Source organism: Ensifer sp. R-19 (genome assembly GCF_049905105.1).
GTDB lineage: Bacteria > Pseudomonadota > Alphaproteobacteria > Rhizobiales > Rhizobiaceae > Ensifer.
The window spans coordinates 1,807,501-1,826,409 of the sequence record NZ_CP184569.1 but is presented as its reverse complement, the minus strand read 5'-3'; the positions used below and the strand labels follow the sequence as shown (position 1 = coordinate 1,826,409).

15 protein-coding genes are annotated in these 18,909 nt (G+C 63.0%); 11 read left to right on the top strand and 4 right to left on the bottom strand.

Annotated features, from left to right (window positions below; translation table 11 throughout):
• Positions 1–243: 243 nt before the first annotated feature.
• The 5 genes from ccoG (at position 244) to gndA (ending at position 6,366) form a co-directional block, all read left to right on the top strand.
• Positions 244–1,818: a cytochrome c oxidase accessory protein CcoG gene (gene ccoG, locus ACN9MO_RS08865; RefSeq protein ID WP_057254234.1), complete on the top strand. Its 1,575-nt coding sequence runs from the start codon at positions 244–246 to the stop codon at positions 1,816–1,818.
• Positions 1,815–2,312: a FixH family protein gene (locus ACN9MO_RS08860; RefSeq protein WP_058326996.1), complete on the top strand. Its 498-nt coding sequence runs from the start codon at positions 1,815–1,817 to the stop codon at positions 2,310–2,312. Before ccoG ends, ACN9MO_RS08860 begins: the two co-directional genes overlap by 4 nt.
• Positions 2,309–4,600: a cation-translocating P-type ATPase gene (locus ACN9MO_RS08855; RefSeq protein ID WP_113133082.1), complete on the top strand. Its 2,292-nt coding sequence runs from the start codon at positions 2,309–2,311 to the stop codon at positions 4,598–4,600. Before ACN9MO_RS08860 ends, ACN9MO_RS08855 begins: the two co-directional genes overlap by 4 nt.
• Positions 4,597–4,755, top strand: coding sequence for a cbb3-type cytochrome oxidase assembly protein CcoS (gene ccoS, locus ACN9MO_RS08850; RefSeq protein WP_034788403.1), 159 nt, complete (start codon positions 4,597–4,599; stop codon positions 4,753–4,755). Before ACN9MO_RS08855 ends, ccoS begins: the two co-directional genes overlap by 4 nt.
• Before the next feature lie 180 nt (positions 4,756–4,935).
• The gene (gndA, locus tag ACN9MO_RS08845) at positions 4,936–6,366 is read left to right on the top strand and encodes an NADP-dependent phosphogluconate dehydrogenase (protein ID WP_425987106.1); all 1,431 of its coding nucleotides are present in this window, start codon (positions 4,936–4,938) and stop codon (positions 6,364–6,366) included.
• A gap of 298 nt (positions 6,367–6,664) precedes the next feature.
• Here gndA and ACN9MO_RS08840 read toward each other — a convergent pair whose 3' ends face one another.
• The 4 genes from ACN9MO_RS08840 to ACN9MO_RS08825 form a co-directional block, all read right to left on the bottom strand.
• Positions 6,665–6,853, bottom strand: a complete 189-nt coding sequence (locus ACN9MO_RS08840; RefSeq protein ID WP_058328737.1) for a hypothetical protein — start codon at positions 6,851–6,853, stop codon at positions 6,665–6,667.
• A gap of 168 nt (positions 6,854–7,021) precedes the next feature.
• A complete protein-coding gene (locus ACN9MO_RS08835) occupies positions 7,022–7,252 on the bottom strand; it encodes a hypothetical protein (protein WP_058328736.1) in 231 nt (76 codons plus the stop codon).
• A 370-nt stretch (positions 7,253–7,622) separates the two neighbouring features.
• Positions 7,623–9,245, bottom strand: coding sequence for an ABC-F family ATP-binding cassette domain-containing protein (locus ACN9MO_RS08830; RefSeq protein WP_113133798.1), 1,623 nt, complete (start codon positions 9,243–9,245; stop codon positions 7,623–7,625).
• Positions 9,246–9,603: 358 nt separating this feature from the next.
• A complete protein-coding gene (locus tag ACN9MO_RS08825) occupies positions 9,604–10,659 on the bottom strand; it encodes a LacI family transcriptional regulator (protein ID WP_113133797.1) in 1,056 nt (351 codons plus the stop codon).
• Positions 10,660–11,179: 520 nt separating this feature from the next.
• Between ACN9MO_RS08825 and ACN9MO_RS08820 the strand changes: the two genes are divergently transcribed.
• From ACN9MO_RS08820 to ACN9MO_RS08795, 6 genes are all read left to right on the top strand, one after another.
• Entirely contained in the window at positions 11,180–12,415 is a 1,236-nt protein-coding gene (locus ACN9MO_RS08820) for an ABC transporter substrate-binding protein (protein WP_058324202.1), read from the top strand.
• Between the two features lie 208 nt (positions 12,416–12,623).
• Positions 12,624–13,532 carry a carbohydrate ABC transporter permease gene (locus ACN9MO_RS08815; protein WP_057254250.1) on the top strand — a complete coding sequence of 303 codons (909 nt, stop codon included), beginning with the start codon at positions 12,624–12,626 and terminating at the stop codon, positions 13,530–13,532.
• Positions 13,525–14,475, top strand: coding sequence for a carbohydrate ABC transporter permease (locus ACN9MO_RS08810; protein WP_065377089.1), 951 nt, complete (start codon positions 13,525–13,527; stop codon positions 14,473–14,475). The genes ACN9MO_RS08815 and ACN9MO_RS08810 overlap by 8 nt, the downstream gene beginning before the upstream one ends.
• 4 nt (positions 14,476–14,479) lie before the next feature.
• Entirely contained in the window at positions 14,480–15,574 is a 1,095-nt protein-coding gene (locus tag ACN9MO_RS08805; protein ID WP_057254254.1) for an ABC transporter ATP-binding protein, read from the top strand.
• Positions 15,575–15,723: 149 nt separating this feature from the next.
• Positions 15,724–18,198, top strand: coding sequence for a glycoside hydrolase family 2 protein (locus ACN9MO_RS08800; RefSeq protein WP_113133796.1), 2,475 nt, complete (start codon positions 15,724–15,726; stop codon positions 18,196–18,198).
• Between the two features lie 5 nt (positions 18,199–18,203).
• Positions 18,204–18,893, top strand: a complete 690-nt coding sequence (locus ACN9MO_RS08795) for a D-lyxose/D-mannose family sugar isomerase (protein ID WP_113133795.1) — start codon at positions 18,204–18,206, stop codon at positions 18,891–18,893.
• The last annotated feature ends 16 nt before the right edge of the window (positions 18,894–18,909 follow it).

Here is an 18,909-nt window from a genome sequence, read left to right as displayed (position 1 = left end):
AGTACTACGGCGACCTTTGCGCGTCTCATAAGGCGCGTGGCGTTGTGGTGCAGATGGGCTCGAGCGCAAGGCCCTTGGCGTCCTTCCGCACCAAAGGTCGTTGCCGACCGCTGTGGTTCCGATGGCTCGGACGTTTCGCCGCATGGCGCGGCCTTAGGCCGCAAACTTGACACAGATCAACGTTTTCGGCGGTCAAATCGGGCAAGACATGGCTCAATACGCGATATCCGGGATGTCCCACTTATGAATTCTCAATCCGCCGCCAACGCCGCATCCGTCGAACGCCACGAGGCCGAACCGGTCAATGCGGCGCATGTGCGCAAGCCGCTCTACGAAAAGCGCAAGAAGATCTTCCCGAAACGCGCCGAGGGCAGCTTCCGCCGCTTCAAGTGGCTGGTGATGCTGGTGACGCTCGGCATCTACTATCTGACGCCGTGGATCCGCTGGGATCGCGGCGAACATGCGCCAGATCAGGCGGTGCTGGTCGATCTCGCCGCCCGTCGCTTCTATTTCTTCTTCATCGAAATCTGGCCGCAGGAATTCTTCTTCGTGGCCGGCCTGCTGGTCATGGCAGGCTTCGGCCTGTTCCTGGTGACGTCTGCCGTCGGGCGCGCCTGGTGCGGCTATACCTGTCCGCAGACGGTGTGGGTCGATCTCTTCCTGGTGGTGGAGCGCTACATCGAAGGCGACCGCAACGCCCGCATGAAACTCGACACCGGCCCCTGGACGGGCGCCAAGATCGTCAAGCGCGTGTCGAAGCACTCGATCTGGATCCTGATCGGTATTGCCACCGGCGGCGCCTGGATCTTCTATTTCGCCGATGCGCCGACGCTTCTGAAAAGCTTCGTTTCGCTGGAAGCGCCAACCGTCGCCTACATGACCGTCGGCATCCTGACCGCCACCACCTATGTCTTCGGCGGGCTGATGCGCGAGCAGGTCTGCACCTATATGTGCCCTTGGCCGCGCATTCAGGCGGCGATGCTCGATGAGAATTCGCTGGTCGTCACCTATAACGACTGGCGCGGCGAGCCGCGCTCGCGCCACCAGAAGAAGGCGGTGGCAGCCGGGGAGGCCATCGGCGATTGCGTCGATTGCAACGCCTGCGTCGTCGTCTGTCCGATGGGCATCGACATCCGTGACGGCCAGCAGCTCGAATGCATCACCTGCGCGCTCTGCATCGACGCCTGCAACGGCGTCATGGACAAAGTCGGCCGCGAGCGCGGACTGATCTCCTATGCGACGCTGAACGACTATGCCTCCAACATGGCGCTTGCCACCAATGGCGGCACGACGGCGATCGACCCGAGCCGGGTTCGCAACGCGGATGGCGCCTTCTCCGACAAGGTCCGCCATTTCAACTGGAAGATCGTCTTCCGTCCGCGGGTGCTCGTCTATCTCGGCGTCTGGACGCTCGTCGGCATCGGGCTGCTCTATGCGCTCTTGTCGCGCGACCGGCTGGAGATCAACGTGCTGCACGACCGCAACCCGCAATTCGTCGTCGAATCCGACGGTTCGGTGCGCAACGGCTACATGGTCAAGCTCTTGAACATGATCCCCGAACAACGCACCATCACGCTCGCGATCGACGGTATGTCTTCGGCGACGATGCGCATCGCCGGCCAGGCGGCGGGCGACGGCCGCACCTTTGCGATCGGCGTCGATCCGGACAAGGTCACCGCCGTGAAAGTGTTCGTGACGCTGCCGAAGGACAAGCTTGGCGAAGCGGCTGACGGTTTCAGCCTGATCGTCGAGGATCCGTCGAGCCACGAGCGCGACGTCTACAAGGCCAACTTCAACAGCCCTGGAGCGGCGAAATGATCACCAAACAGGCAAAGGCACCGCGGCCCTTCACCGGCTGGCATATGCTGGGCGTCATGGTGCTGTTCTTCGGCACGATCATCACCGTCAATCTGATCATGGCCTGGAATGCCAGCCATAGCTGGAGCGGGCTGGTGGTGCAGAACACTTATGTCGCCAGCCAGCAGTTCAACGGCAAGGTGAAGGAGGCGAAGGCCTTCGCCGCCAGCGGGCTCGAAGGCAAGCTCAGTGTCGAACAGGAAGCGCTGCGCTACACGCTAACGCGACAGGGCAAGCCGGAACTGACCGCGGACAAGGTGGTCGCGGTCCTGAAGCGCCCGGTCGAGGAGCATGAGGATGTGACGGTCGAGATGGCGCATCAGGGCGAGGGCGTGTTCGTTGCCGCCGCGACGCTGAAGCGCGGCCAGTGGATCGCCGATATCACCGCGACCAAGGGCGACACGGTCGTCTATCGCCAGGCCATCCGCTTCATGGCGCCGGGAGCAGCGCAATGAGCTGCTGCGCTCCTGGAACCGAAATGGCTCTGGAGATCGACAGGGCCGGGCAGGGACTGCCCACATCGGAAGAGCTCTGGCTGACGAGCCGGTCGCTCGGCGGCGGGTTGCGCCAGACGGACCTCAGCGTACCCGGCGTGCATTGCGGCGCCTGCATCGCGACACTTGAGGGCGCCTTGAAAGCGCGGCCCGAGGTTGAGCGGGCGCGCGTCAACCTTTCGTCGCGGCGGGTGGCGATCGTCTGGAAGGAAGAGGTCGATGACGCCCGCACCGATCCGCGGGAAATGGCGCGCACCATCCGCGCGCGCGGCTACGAGACCCATCTCTTCGCGCCGGGCGAGGAAGACGGCGACCAGACGCTGAAGCAGCTGGTGCGCGCTGTCGCCGTTGCGGGCTTTGCCTCGGCCAATATCATGCTGCTCTCCGTCTCCGTCTGGTCGGGCGCGGAGGCGGCCACGCGCGATCTCTTTCACTGGATCTCGGCGCTTATTGCCGCGCCGACGCTGATCTATTCCGGGCGCTTCTTCTACGCGTCTGCGTGGAATGCGCTGAAGCACGGCCGCACCAACATGGACGTGCCGATCGCGCTTGCGATCACGCTCTCCTTCTCGATCTCGCTCTACGAGACGATTACCCACGGCACCCATGCCTGGTTCGACGGCACGGTGATGCTTCTCTTCTTCCTGCTGATCGGGCGCACGCTCGATCATATGATGCGCGGGCGTGCGCGTTCTGCGATCAGCAGCTTGGCCAGGCTGTCGCCGCGCGGCGCGATGGTGCTCGATGCAGACGGCGGGCGCGAATATCGTCCGGTCGACGAGATCAAGCCGGGCGAAAAGCTGGCGATATCAGCCGGCGAACGCATCCCGGTCGATGGTCGCATTCTCATCGGCGCCAGTGACCTCGATCGCTCGATCGTCAATGGCGAGAGCGCGCCGGTGCCGGTCAAGGCAGGCGACAGCGTCGAGGCGGGCACGCTGAACCTCACCGGACCGGTGACGATCGAGGCGACCGCTGCGGCGCGCGACTCGCTGCTTGCCGAGATCATGGGCCTGATGGAGGCCGCCGAAGGGGGCAGGGCACGCTATCGCCGTATCGCCGACCGGGCGGCGCAATATTACTCGCCCGCGGTGCACCTCCTGGCGCTTTTGAGCTTCATCGGCTGGATGTTCGTCAATGGCGACTTCCACCATGCGATGCTGGTTGCGGTCGCGGTATTGATCATCACCTGCCCCTGCGCGCTCGGGCTGGCGGTGCCGGTCGTGCAGGTGATTGCCGCCGGACGGCTGTTCCAGAATGGCGTCATGGTCAAGGACGGCTCGTCCATGGAGCGGCTGGCCGAGATCGATACGGTGCTGCTCGACAAGACCGGCACGCTGACGGTGGGGGAGCCACGGCTCGTCAATGGCGGGGACATTCAGCCCTCCGTGCTGGCGACGGCGGCGGGGCTTGCCGTCCATTCGCGTCATCCGCTGGCGATGGCCATTCACGATGCGGCGACGGTTGCGCCCGTCGTCAGCGGCGAGATCCGCGAGATTCCCGGTGCCGGGATCGAGGCCCGCACGGAAGTGGGCATCTACCGGCTCGGCAGCCGCGCCTTTGCCTGTGGCGACGCCGGCGAGGCGAGCGGCCAATCCGAGGCGATCCTGTCGCTCGACGGCCGCGAACTTGGCTGCTTCCGCTTCGAGGATCGGCTCAGGCCGTTCGCCCGCGAAAGCATTGAGGAGCTCGGTCGCCTGGGCCTGTCGACTGGCATTCTCTCCGGTGACCGCGAGCCTGTCGCGGCGGCCCTTGCCCGCCGGGTCGGCATCGACAGCTTCAAGGCCGAGCTGACGCCGCGTGGCAAGGTGGACGAATGTGCGCTTGCGGCCGAAGGTGGGCACCGCGTGCTGATGGTCGGCGACGGCATCAACGACGCGCCGGCGCTGCGCGCAGCCCATGTCTCGATGGCCCCGGCAACGGCGGCCGATGTCGGGCGCCAGGCCGCGGATTTCGTCTTCCTGCACCAGGGGCTGAATGCCGTGCCGATGGCGATCGACACCTCGCGCCGGGCTGGGCGGCTGATCCGCCAGAACTTTGCGCTGGCGATCGGTTACAACGTGATTGCCGTTCCGATCGCGATCCTCGGCTACGCCACCCCGCTGATCGCAGCCGTTGCCATGTCGACTTCATCGGTGATCGTCGTTGCCAATGCCTTGCGTCTGCGTGCTGCCACCGGCAATGTTGCCGAGGAGGCGCGCGACGGCCAAGCGCCTGCCGCCCTTCGTCCAGTCGGGAATGCCTCATGAACACGCTGATCTATCTCATTCCCATCGCGTTGTTTCTCGGCGGCATCGGTCTCGCCGCCTTCCTCTGGGCGCTGAAGAGCGGCCAGTACGAAGACCTCGAAGGCGCGTCCTGGCGGGTGCTCGACGATGGCGACGGCAAGCCCGAAAAGAAGTGATTTTGTCAGTAATCGCTTGTCGTTAATCGATTTGAATGCCAAAACATCCTCCGCCGTCGCTTCTCGCGCCAGGGCCTTCGACAGAGCCCGCCGCGAGAGGGCGAAGTTCAATTCGAAGGGCCGGCACCGACGCGCTTATCCCGATCGCGCCCGGCACTTCTGTCCAATGGAGGCAATCACGTGTCACAGGCGGAAATCGGCCTAATCGGTCTTGGCGTCATGGGCTCGAACCTGGCGCTCAACATCGCTGAAAAGGGCAACAAGATCGCGGTGTTCAACCGCACCGTCGAGGCGACGCACAAGTTCTACGCGGAAGCCGGTGAACTCAAGGGCCAGATCGTGCCCTGCGACACCATTGAAGCGTTCGTCGCCGCCATCCGTCCGCCGCGCCCGATCATCATCATGATCAAGGCCGGCGAGCCGGTCGATCAGCAGATGAAGATCCTCGAGCCCTACCTTTCCAAGGGCGACATCATGATCGACGCCGGCAACGCCAACTTCCGCGACACGATGCGCCGCTTCGAGGCGCTGAAGGACAGTGGCCTGACCTTCATCGGCATGGGGGTTTCCGGCGGTGAGGAGGGCGCGCGCCACGGCCCGTCGATCATGGTCGGCGGCAAGGAGGAGTCCTGGAAGCGCGTCGAGAGCGTTTTGACCTCGATCGCTGCCAAGTATGACAACGACCCTTGCGTTGCCTGGCTCGGCGAAAACGGCGCCGGCCATTTCGTCAAGACCATCCACAACGGCATCGAATATGCCGACATGCAGATGATCGCCGAAATCTACGGCATCCTGCGCGACGGCCTGAAGATGTCGGCGACCGAAATCGGCGAGGTCTTCGGCACCTGGAACAAGGGTCGCCTCAACTCCTACCTGATCGAGATCACCGAGAAGGTGCTGAAGGCGGCCGATCCTTTGACCGGCAAGCCGATCGTCGATTTGATCCTCGACAAGGCCGGCCAGAAGGGCACCGGCAAGTGGTCGGTGATCGAAGCGCAGAACATGGGCGTGCCGGCAACCGGCATTGAGGCGGCGGTTGCGGCGCGCAGCATCTCCTCGATGAAGGACGAACGCGAAGCGGCCGAAAAGATCCTCGGGCTGCCTGAGGTCGGCGAGTTCAAGGTAGCCGACAGGGCAGCCTTCATCAGGGATCTCGAAAGCGCGCTGCTGGCCGCCAAGATCGGCGCCTATGCGCAAGGCTTCGCCGTGATGTCGGCGGCATCAAAGGAGTTCAACTGGAACCTGCCGATGCCGACCATTGCCAAGATCTGGCGTGCCGGCTGCATCATCCGCTCGCAGTTCCTCGACGAGATCACCACCGCGTTTACCAAGGCGCCGGATGCCGCCAACCTGATCGTCACCCCGGCCTTTGCCGCCATGGTCAAGGAAACCGACGCCGCCCTGCGCCGCGTCGTCTCGGCTGCCGTTCTCGGTGGTCTGCCGGTACCGGCGCTTGCCTCGGCACTCGGCTACTTCGACAGCTACCGCCGTGGCCGCGGCACGGCCAACGTCATCCAGGCGCAGCGCGACTTCTTCGGCGCCCACGGATTCGACCGCGTCGACGGTGCCGACAGCCATCACGGCCCGTGGGGCAGCGGCCTCAACGGCTAGAGCAATTCCAGGAAAAGTGCAAAGCGGTTTTCCGTCCGGAACTGCGTGATTTCAAAGACTTAGATCGCTTCAGTTTCGATGAAACAATGAAGTGATCTAAGTCTCGACGACAGAGCAGCTTGAGACGGGGCGGCCTTGGCTGCCCCGTTTGCGTTTGGGGCCGATGCCGCCGCTTCGTTCGGACAAGATGCTAAAGCGCGTCGCGATCTTTCAGATTCGCTCCTGCGCTTTAAGTTTTTGATATTTCGCATTTCGTGTCGTTATCGCAAAACCGCTGCGCACTTTTGCGCGACACGCTTTAGCCCGTCATCGATGAGGTCGCTGATATCCCTGTACCGCCCGATGCCCCCGGATTGGAGCAGGATTTGATTGGCAGGACGGCGAACACCGAGGCAATCATCAGCACAATAATGATCAGCACCAGCCTGTCGGTGAAGGTGGCTCGAAAGATCTGCAGCACATAATGCTTGGTCTTCATCGTGCCCACGCGCTTTCATCGCCATCTGCGTATGATGGCTTCCGTGCACCGTGGACGTCATGCGTCCGTTCATGTGAATCTGCTTACTTCGTCGGGAAACTGCTGACGTCGCGTATTGTTCCGGGAAGGGCGCCTGGCGCTGCGATTGTCGCCAGGCGCTTTCGCCGATGGGCGTGACTAACGCCGATAGGCGTTGCGGTCGCCACCCGAGCGGCGGCGCTGTGCCCGCAGCTTGCCCAGCCTTTTCGGCGGATCGACAAAGATCACCAGCAGAAACCCGACGGCCATAAGCACGTATGCCGGGATCCCGGTCGCCGCGCTGCCGAAGAAAGCGCAAAGGGTGGCCAGCGCAAGGTAGATGCCGATGGTGAAGGGGTTGGATACAAAGCCCCATACGCGGTTCGTCATTCGGTCTTTCCATGCAATTTTCGGTGTCATGCCGAACATCACCTGTCTGAAGTGATTGGCAGCAGATGCTGCGATGGCGCCCCAGCCAGCCCAGCAATATGTGAATGGGGAGCGTCGCGACAATGACACTCGGACCTTTGACTGCGCGAATCGGACCAAAGTCCCATCGATTTCAAGCGGCCATCCGGTAGGATCTGTAGCAGCTGCTACGGTAGCACTTCACAAGAACCTAGTTTTTTCAGTACCGATTTAGAGCGGAGTCGCGTTGTTCGTTCGGGCTCTGCTTGTGGACCCTCGGTCCCCGCCGAGGAAGGCGGGCACTGCGAATGCTGGGCGCCGGCGCGCGACGCCCAGCTCGCCTATTTTCGTGTCAGCTCCGCAGACCGGGAGCTTCCTGGCCGGTGCGGGCGACATATTCGGTGTAGCCGCCGCCATATTGGTGGATGCCGTCGGGCGTCAGTTCGAGCACACGGTTGGACAATGCTGCGAGGAAGTGGCGATCGTGCGAGACGAAGAGCATGGTGCCTTCGTAGTCCGCCAGCGCCTTGATCAGCATTTCCTTGGTGTCGAGGTCGAGGTGGTTGGTCGGCTCGTCGAGAACCAGCAGGTTCGGCGGATCGAACAGCATGATTGCCATCACCAGGCGGGCCTTCTCGCCACCGGAAAGCACCCGGCACTTCTTCTCGACATCGTCGCCGGAAAAGCCGAAGCAGCCGGCAAGTGCGCGAAGCGGCGCCTGGCCGGCTTGCGGGAACGTGTCTTCAAGCTGCTGCAGCACCGTGCGGTCGCCGTCGAGCACGTCCATGGCATGCTGGGCGAAGTAACCCAACTTGACACTGGCGCCGAGCGCGACGTTGCCTTCATCCGGCTCGGTCGAGCCGGCAACGAGCTTCAGCAGCGTGGACTTGCCGGCGCCGTTGATGCCCATGATGCACCAGCGCTCGCGGCGGCGCACCATGAAGTCGAACCCTTCATAGATGCTGCGGCTGCCGTATTTCTTGTGCACGCCCTTGATGTTGATGACGTCTTCGCCGGAGCGTGGCGCCGGGCGGAATTCGAAAGCGACGCTCTGGCGGCGCTTCGGCGGCTCGACCCGGTCGATCTTGTCGAGCTTCTTCACCCGGCTCTGAACCTGAGAGGCGTGCGAGGCGCGGGCCTTGAAGCGCTCGATGAACTTGATCTCCTTGGCGAGCATAGCCTGCTGGCGCTCGAACTGCGCCTGCTGCTGCTTCTCGTTCTGGGCGCGCTGCTGCTCGCAGAAGCCGTAGTCGCCCGAATAGGCGTTGAGCGAGCCGCCGTCGATCTCGATGATCTTGGTGATGATGCGGTTCATGAACTCGCGGTCGTGCGAGGTCATCATCAACGCGCCGTCGTAGTTCTTGAGGAAGTCCTCGAGCCAGATCAGGCTTTCGAGATCCAGATGGTTGCTCGGCTCGTCGAGCAGCATCACGTCGGGCCGCATCAGAAGAATACGGGCAAGCGCCACGCGCATCTTCCAGCCGCCCGAGAGCGCGCCGACATCGCCGTCCATCATCTCCTGGCTGAAGCTCAAGCCCGCCAGCACCTCGCGGGCGCGGCCTTCCAGCGCGTAGCCGTCGAGCTCCTCGTAGCGTGCCTGCACCTCGCCGTAGCGCTCGATGATCGCATCCATCTCGTCGAGCCGATCCGGATCGACCATCGCGGCTTCAAGCTCGCGCAGTTCGGCGGCGACTTCGCTGACCGGCCCGGCGCCGTTCATGACCTCGGCAACCGCGCTGCCGCCCGCCATCTCGCCGACGTCCTGGTTGAAGTAGCCGATGGTGATGCCCTTATCGACGGCGACCTGGCCTTCGTCAGGCACTTCCTCGCCGGTAATCATGCGGAAGAGCGAGGTTTTGCCGGCGCCGTTCGGGCCGACGAGGCCGACCTTTTCGCCGCGGTTGAGGGCGGCGGAGGCTTCGATGAAAAGGATGCGGTGGCTGAGCTGCTTGCTGATGTTTTCGATGCGGATCATGTCTGCTGTAGCCTGAAGGGAGGTGTGGGGCGCCGTCGCGCCCGATTGTTGCCCCGGCCTGTCGCAGGTTTCTGCGTCACAAGCAAGACTTCAGGGTGCTTCCGCGTCGTTTGACGACGCCCATGGCAAACTGTCGCTGGTCGACGACAGCCGAAGTGTCTGTTGTCGCGGCCATGCCGTGCGCAGTGGATGGGTAGTCGTCGGGGCACGCCGTCTCCCAGATCCTCATTCCTGTGCCTGTCACAGGAATCCAGTCAGGCCCAAGTCTTTGGGCCGAAAAGACCCTTACGCGCCGCGGACGCGGCGCTGCTGGATCCCTGTGACGGGGCACAGGGATGAGGGTGGAGTTGTTTTCGGCTCAGGCTCGCAAACCGCGGGTGATCGGCGGCTGGAACTCCGGCTGGCTGAGGCTCTGCAGCGTTTCCGGCGGTTGGCCGTCGATATGGCCGATGACCGCCTTTGCCAGTTCGCGACCGGCAACGCGGATGTCCTCGTACATGGTCATCACCTCCGGGCGAAGCCAGCGCAGGAAGTCGCTCGGGGACTTCGAAACCATGTCGCAGTCTTCGCCGAGCTTCTTCTTGGCCATCTCCAGACCGGCGATCAGCGCGATCGCGCCTGAACCGCTGCCCGAGATGATGCCGTCGGGCGCGTCCTCCGAGCGCATCAGCACCTCGAAGGCATCGCGGATCTCGACCAGCGAATGGTCGATGTTGGTCTGATGGAAGCCGACCGCATCGGCCTGGAAGTCGCGAAGGCCCCGTTCGAAGCCGGCGCGCATATGCGAATAAAAGGTGAGATGCGGCGGCGGCTCGAGCAGCACCAGGCGCCGCCGGCCGCGCGCGGTGAGCTTGCGCACCGCCTCATAGGCGAAACGCTCATTGTCGAAGTCGTGATAGGGGTGGACGATGCCCATTTCGGTGCGGCCGTGAGTGACGAAGGGCAGGCCGCGCTCGGTCAGAAGTGCCACGCGCGGATCGTGCGGCTCGGTGCGCGAGATGATCACGCCGTCGGCAGCGCCCGTGTCGAGGATGTAGCGGATCGGGGCCAGCGCATCCTTGACGGCGCTATAAGGTGTGACGACGAGATGATAGGGCGTGCCGGCGAGGATCTCGGTGATGCCGACGACCATCGGGCTGGTGATGCCCATGATCTCTTCTTCCAAGGTGAGCACCAGGCTGATGACATTGGTCTTGCCGGTTCTGAGCCGCACGCCGGCGCGGTTCGGCTGATAGCCGATCTGCTTGGCGACGAGACGCACGCGCTCCTTGGTTTCCGCGCCGATATCGGGCGCATCCTTCAGCGCCCGGGAAACCGTGGTGATGCCGAGCCCGGTCATGAAGGCGATCGTCTTCAGCGTTGGCCGGCCGCCATCCGGCAGTGTTTGCGGCCTGTTTTTCGTCTTGCTGTCCATTGCCGTCACCCGCCCACTCTCTGCCCGCGCGCCGCCAGTTTTGCCCGCCCGGCGGCGAAACGCGTCGGTTCAGCCCTGTCCACTGCTGCCTGCCGCGTCACTTTATCGCCTTATATACGAAAAGCAGCGAGCGGCTATCCTGCTTTGGACCGATAAAATTGCTTCAAATCTGTAACGATACAGTTGCGATGTCGAGCGTTTTCGTTGCTGCACTGCGGAATCTGAAGCGGTCTGGTTGAATCGCACCTTGGGGCGGGTGTCTTTTGCGCTTGCGAGACGATGATCTCCACAACGGCGCAAGGCACTCGCTGAAGTTCTATAGATATCAGCTATATAAGCGAGTCTTCTGCAAGACGCGAAGGGGCAGGCGCCGGGCGCAAAGCGCTTTGGACGTCCGCTGTCATCTGCACGCAATAGGTGTTTTCTAAGATTCTGTTTAAATCGATTGTGGTGGGTGTTGCGTCCTGTAATCGATTGCATTAAGTTTTTTACGGTAACGTTACAGTGAGGGAGGAGACTCATGAAAATACGTTCTTTTGCAGCCATGCTCGCGACCGCGGTGGCCCTGCCACTCGGTGCGGCCAGTGCCGCCGATCTTGAAGTAACCCATTGGTGGACGTCCGGCGGCGAAGCAGCGGCGGTCGCGGAACTCGCGAAGGCCTTCGACGCAACGGGCAATCACTGGGTTGACGGCGCGATCGCCGGCTCCGGCGGCACCGCCCGCCCGATCATGATCAGCCGCATCACCGGCGGTGATCCGATGGGCGCCACGCAGTTCAACCACGGCCGCCAGGCAGAAGAGCTGGTTCAGGCCGGCCTGATGCGCGACCTGACCGACGTCGCGACCCGCGAGAAGTGGAAGGACATCATCAAGCCGGCAAGCCTGCTCGATTCCTGCACCATCGACGGCAAGATCTATTGCGCCCCGGTCAACATCCACTCCTGGCAGTGGCTGTGGCTGTCGAACGCCGCCTTCAAGACGGCCGGCGTCGAAGTTCCGAAGAACTGGGACGAGTTTGTTGCCGCCGCACCGGCGCTGGAAAAGGCCGGCATCGTGCCGCTCGCCGTTGGCGGTCAGCCCTGGCAGGCAGCCGGCGCGTTCGACGTGCTGATGGTGGCGATCGCCGGCAAGGACACGTTCCAGAAGGTCTTTGGCGACAAGGACGAGGAAGTGGCGGCCGGTCCGGAGATCGCCAAGGTCTTCAAGGCCGCTGACGATGCCCGCCGCATGTCCAAGGGCACCAATGTCCAGGACTGGAACCAGGCGACGAACATGGTCATCACCGGCAAGGCCGGCGGCCAGATCATGGGTGACTGGGCTCAAGGGGAATTCGCGCTCGCCGGCCAGAAGGCCGGAACGGACTACACCTGCCTTCCGGGTCTCGGCGTCAACGAGATCATTTCGACCGGTGGCGACGCATTCTACTTCCCGCTGCTGAAGGACGAAGAAAAGTCCAAGGCGCAGGAGGCGTTGGCTTCGACGCTGCTCGATCCGAAGACCCAGGTCGCCTTCAATCTCAAGAAGGGCTCGCTGCCGGTGCGTGGCGACGTCGACCTCGCAGCCGCCAACGACTGCATGAAGAAGGGCCTGGACATCCTTGCCAAGGGCAATGTGATCCAGGGCACCGACCAGCTGCTTTCGGCCGACAGCCAGAAGCAGAAGGAGGACCTGTTCTCCGAATTCTTCGCCAACTCGTCGATCACGCCGGAAGACGCGCAGAAGCGTTTCGCCGACATCATCGCGAACGCGGAGTAACCGCAACTGCCTGATTGACCGGTCCCGCCGTAATGGCGTGGGCCGGCCAAGGCCTCCCTTTCGGCACGACGTGCCGACAGCCGCGCGTGCGTTCGCCTTCACGCGGCACTTAGGGAGCGGTTGTCGCCCTGATGCGGCACGACGTCGACGTTGATCGCGCGGCGCTGCCCATCGTCCGAAACCCATTGCAGTTCCGGAGGAACGAAACATGGCAGGCTACACACAAGGTTCGGGCCGACCGAACCAGTGGCTGCGGAACCTGAACGCGAAGATTGCCTCCGTCCCGATGATCCTGACGGCCGTGGTGATTTTCCTCGGCGGCACGATCTGGACGGTCGTCTATTCCTTCACCAATTCCAAGCTCTTGCCGCGGCTATCCTTCGTCGGCCTCGATCAGTACGAGCGCCTCTGGGACGCGCCGCGCTGGCTGGTCTCGGTGCAGAACCTGGCGATCTACGGCATCTTCTCGCTGATCTTCAGCCTGGTCATCGGCTTCGTGCTGGCGGCGCTGATGGACCAGAAGATCCGCTTCGAAAACACCTTCCGCACCATCATGCTCTATCCCTTCGCCCTGTCCTTCATCGTGACGGGCCTGGTGTGGCAATGGCTGCTCAATCCGGAATTCGGCATCCAGTCTGTGGTGCGTTCGGCCGGCTGGGAGAGCTTCACCTTCGACCCGCTCTATAATGCCGACATCGTCATCTACGGCATCCTGATCGCCGCCCTCTGGCAGGGCACCGGGCTCGTCATGTGCCTGATGCTTGCGGGGCTTCGCGGCATCGACGAGGACATCTGGAAGGCCGCGCGCGTCGACGGCATCCCGATGTGGAAGACCTACATCTTCGTCGTCATCCCGATGATGCGCGGCGTCTTCATCACCACGCTGGTGATTATCGCCAGCGGCATCGTCAAGGTCTACGACCTGGTGGTGGCGCAGACGAGCGGCGGCCCCGGCATCGCCTCGGAAGTGCCGGCCAAATACGTCTACGACTACATGTTCCAGGCGCAGAACCTCGGTCAGGGCTTCGCCGCCTCGACCATGATGCTGATCACCGTCGCCATCATCATCGTGCCTTGGGCCTATCTGGAATTCGGGGGAGGGCGCAAGCATGTCTGATATCGTTGCTTTCAATTCGGTGGCTGACGAAGCCGCACCTCAGGCGCAGACCGACAGGGTCATTGCCGGCCCACGCGGTCGCAAACCCCGCCGGGCGCTGTCGGGCCGCAACATCATGATCTACGGCACGCTGATCGTGGTCGCACTCTACTACCTGCTGCCGCTCTATGTGATGGTCATGACCTCGCTCAAGGGCATGCCGGAAATCCGGCTCGGCAACATCTTCGCCCCGCCGGTCGAAATCACCTTCGAGCCCTGGGCGAAGGCCTGGGCGAGTGCCTGCACCGGTCTCAACTGTGACGGCCTTTCGCGCGGCTTCTGGAACTCGGTGCGCATCACCGTTCCCTCGACGATCGTCTCGATCGCGATCGCCTCGGTCAACGGCTACGCGCTTGCCAACTGGCGCTTCAAGGGGGCGGAGCTGTTCTTCACCATCCTGATCGTCGGCGCCTTCATTCCCTATCAGGTGATGATCTACCCGATCGTCATCGTGCTCCGCGAAATGGGCATCTACGGCACGTTGACCGGCCTCATCATCGTGCACACGATCTTCGGCATGCCGATCCTGACGCTGCTCTTCCGCAACTATTTCGCCGGCCTGCCGGAGGAACTGTTCAAGGCGGCGCGCGTCGATGGCGCCGGGTTCTGGACCATCTACTTCAGGATCATGCTGCCGATGTCGCTGCCGATCTTCGTCGTGGCGATGATCCTGCAGGTTACCGGCATCTGGAACGACTTCCTGTTCGGCGTCGTGTTCACCCGGCCGGAATATTACCCGATGACGGTTCAGCTGAACAACATCGTCAACTCGGTCCAGGGCGTGAAGGAATACAACGTCAACATGGCGGCGACGATCCTGACCGGGGCGGTTCCGCTCTTCGTCTACTTCGTTTCCGGACGGCTTTTTGTCCGCGGCATCGCCGCCGGCGCAGTGAAAGGGTAACAACATGCAAAACGTCAGCGTATCGGTCAAAGACCTGTCGTTGAGCTTCGGTGCCGTCACTGTGCTCGACACGCTCAACCTCGACATCAAGGACGGCGAGTTCCTGGTGCTACTCGGCTCGTCCGGCTGCGGCAAGTCGACCCTGCTCAACTGCATCGCCGGCCTGCTCGACGTCAGCGACGGGCAGATTTTCATCAAGAACAAGAACGTGACCTGGGAGGAGCCGAAGGACCGCGGCATCGGCATGGTGTTCCAGTCCTACGCGCTCTATCCGCAGATGTCGGTGGAGAAGAACCTTTCCTTCGGCCTGCAGGTTGCGAAGGTCCCGAAGGAGGAGATCGACAAACGTGTGCGCCGCGCCTCCGAGATCTTGCAGATCCAGCCGCTCCTGAAGCGCAAACCGTCTGAGCTTTCCGGTGGCCAGCGCCAGCGGGTGGCGATCGGCCGGGCGCTGGTGCGCGATGTCGACGTGTTCCTCTTCGACGAGCCGCTTTCCAACCTCGACGCCAAGCTGCGCTCGGAGCTGCGCGTCGAGATCAAGCGGCTGCACCAGTCGCTGAAGAACACGATGATCTACGTCACCCACGACCAGATCGAGGCACTGACGCTCGCCGATCGTATTGCTGTCATGAAGAGCGGCGTGATCCAGCAGCTGGCCGATCCGATGACGATCTACAACGCCCCGGAAAACCTGTTCGTCGCCGGCTTCATCGGTTCGCCGTCGATGAACTTCTTCCGCGGCGAGCTGCAGCTTCGCGACCAGCGCGCCTACGTCCACGCCAACGGCGTCGACTTCGACGTGTCCGCCTATCCGTCGCGGGCACCCCTGGTGCACGGGCAGAAGGTTGTCCTCGGCCTCAGGCCCGAACATGTGCGCGTCGACGAGGCGGCAAGCGGGGCCGCGGCCTCGCATCGCGCGGTCGTCGATATCGAGGAGCCGATGGGCGCCGACAACCTGTTGTGGCTGAAGCTTGCCGGGCAGTCGATGTCCGTGCGCATCGCCGGCCAGCGGCGCTATGCGCCTGGCACGGCGGTCACCCTCTCCTTCGACATGGCGGTTGCCTCGATCTTCGATGCGACGAGCGAAAACCGGCTCTAGCCGCATATCGTGCAAAAGTGTGAAGTGGTTTTGCGGAAACGATATGCGCGGAAGTAAAGAAATAAGGAGATGCCGGGCAGGGACCTCTGTCCGGCACCTCCCGGCAATGACAGCGCCGGCGTCGCCGGTCGATCCATGGAAATACGACAATGCTCTCTGAGGACTACACCCGAACCGCCATCCGTCTCGACATTTCAGGGGATTGGCAGCTCAGCTCGGTCGACAACAGCCACAGCTTGGCGATGGCGCTGCCGGGCGACGTGCACTCGGCCTTGCAGAAAGCGGGCGTGATCGAAGACCCCTATGTCAGTCGCAACGAGAACGACGTTCAGTGGGTGGCGCATAAGGACTGGGTGATCGAGCGAACGGTCACGGTCGCCGCCGACGAACTCGCGGGCTACTGGTATCTCGACCTCGAATGCCTTGATACCGTTGCCTCGGTCTTCGTCAACGACACGCTGGTGCTCGAAGCGGAGAACTGCTTCCGCCGCTACAGGCCGGAGGTCTCGCGCGCGATCGTCGCCGGCGAAAACCGCATCCGCATCGTGCTGCATTCCTCGATTTCCGAAGGCGCGCGCCGGCAGGCCGAGCAACCCTTCTACGTGCCTTACCATCCCGGCAATTCGCCGATCGCCAATGGCAACATGCTGAGGAAGCCCCAGTGCCACTTCGGTTGGGACTGGAACCTCGCGATCGCGCCGCTCGGCGTCTACGGCGAGATTGCTCTCTGCCGGCTGGAGATCGCCCGCATCGAGCATGTGACGACCAAGCAGGTCTGGCTTGAGGACGGTTCGGTCGATCTCGTGGTGACGGTGACCTTGTTTGCCGACGCGCCCGGCATCGTGCCCATACATTTTTCGCTCGACGAGGACCGCGAACGGCTGGACTGCGCCGTCGGCAAAGGCGAGACGCGCATCACCCATGTCTTCACCGTGACCAGGCCGAAGCGCTGGTGGCCGGCGGGCAGCGGCGAGCAGCACCTGTCGCGCCTGACAGTGGACCTGCCGCAGGAGCAGGTGAGCCGCCAGATCGGATTCCGCGCGATCGAGCTGCTGACCGACAAGGACGAGGCTGGCAGCCGCTTTGCCTTCCGCGTCAACGGCCGCGAGATCTTCTGCAAGGGTGCCAACTGGATCCCGGCCGATGCGCTGATGTCACGGGTGACGCCAGAGGGCGTCGAGGATCTGCTGACCTCGGCAGTGGACGCCAACATGAACATGATCCGGGTCTGGGGCGGCGGCTTCTACGAGCCGGACTGGTTCTACGATCTCTGCGACCGGCTCGGGCTCATGGTCTGGCAGGACTTCATGTTTGCCTGCAACCTCTATCCCTCGACCCCGGATTTCCTGGAGAATGTCGCGGCAGAGGTGGATTATCAGGCAAAGCGCCTGTCGTCGCATCCATCGATCACGGTCTGGTGCGGCGACAACGAGTTGGTCGGCGCGCTCACCTGGTTCGACGAACCGCGCAAGGATCGCGACCGCTATCTCGTTTCCTATGACCGGCTGAACCGCACGATCGAGGTGGCGCTGAAAGCGGCACTTCCCGAAGCGATCTGGTGGCCGTCGAGCCCGGCGTCCGGCTATCTCGATTTCGGCGATGCCTGGCATGCCGATGGTTCCGGCGACATGCACTACTGGTCGGTCTGGCACGAGAACAAGTCCTTCGACAATTACCGAACCGTGCGCCCGCGTTTCTGCTCGGAGTTCGGCTTCCAGTCCTATACGTCGATGCCGGTCATCCGGCAGTTTGCGGCGGAGAAGGACCTCAACATCGCGTCGCCTGTGATCGAGAGCCACCAGAAGAATGTCGGCGGCAATGAGCGCATCGCCGGCACGATGTTCCGATATTTCCGCTTCCCCAAGGATTTCCCGGCTTTCGTTTATCTCAGCCAGGTCCAGCAGGGGCTGGCGATCCGCACGGCCGTCGACTATTGGCGCTCGCTAAAACCCCATTGCATGGGCACGCTCTACTGGCAGCTCAACGACACCTGGCCGGTCGCCTCCTGGTCGAGCCTCGACTATGGTGGCAGCTGGAAGGCGATGCACTATATGGTCCGCCGGTTCTTCCAGCCGGTTTCGGTCGCGGCCATCCCATCGGCGGATGGCAGAGAGATCGCCTTCTCGATGGTCAACGATACGGCGGAGCCGGTGACGGTCGAGCTTCAGACCTTCTTGGTTTCGCTCGATGGCAAGCGCACGCCGCTGACGGCGGCCGCCGGCACCTGCAGCCCGGATCGCGCGGCGACCCTGGTGGCGCTTGCGGCTTCCGATATTCCGGCGGATCACCTGTTGTTCTGGTCGTTCGATGCATCGAACGGCATGCGCGGCGAGGGGCACCACGCCAACGGCACCTACAAGGCACTCGACCTGCAACCGTCCGGTTTGACACTCGATGTGGCGCCGGCGGGCGAAGGCGCTTTCGACGTCAGCGTCAAGGCAAGCGGCCTGGCGCTGCATGTGATGATCGAGGCCGATGTCGCCGGCCGATACTCCGACAATGCCTTTGATCTGCTGGCCGGGGAAACCAAGCTTGTCCGCTTCACGCCGAAGGTGCCGCTCGCCGCAGGCGAGCTTCCGCGCTTTGCCGCCTTCGATCTTGAATCCTGCCAGGGAAAAGGTTGACCGCCATGAAACGCAGCCACGTCAACGATATCATCGCCGAGAGCGGTGCCTTCATGAAGAGCTACGGCTTCACGCTGCCGCCCTTTGCCTACTGGTCGCCAGAACAACTGAAGGCGCGGGTCGCCTCTGACAGCCCGACGATCTTCGAGGCCCGGCTCGGCTGGGACATCACCGACTACGGCAAGGGACGCTTCGATGAATTCGGGCTGGTGCTCTTCACGCTGCGCAATGGCAATGCCGCGAACCTCACGACCGGCCACGGCATGATCTATGCCGAGAAGCTGATGATCACCGCCAAGGACCAGGTCAATCCGCTGCACCGCCATGCGGTGAAGACCGAGGACATCATCAACCGCGGCGGCGGGTCGCTGGTGCTGCAGATGTACAATTCGAGGCCTGATGGCACCGTCGACGAGGAAAGCGACGTGGTGGTCGCCACCGATGCGCGGCTGAGAGCCCTCAAGGCTGGCGAACTCTTGAAGCTCAAGGCCGGCGAAAGCGTCACGCTTTTGCCCGGCAACTGGCACGCCTTCTGGGCCGAAGGCACGGACGTGCTGATGGGCGAGGTTTCGACCGTTAACGACGATCTCACCGACAACTATTTCCGCGAGCCCGTCGGTCGCTTCTCGGCGATCGAGGAGGACGCGGCACCCACCCACCTGCTGGTGTCGGACTACGACACCTGGCTCAAGTGATCCCAGGACCCCAACC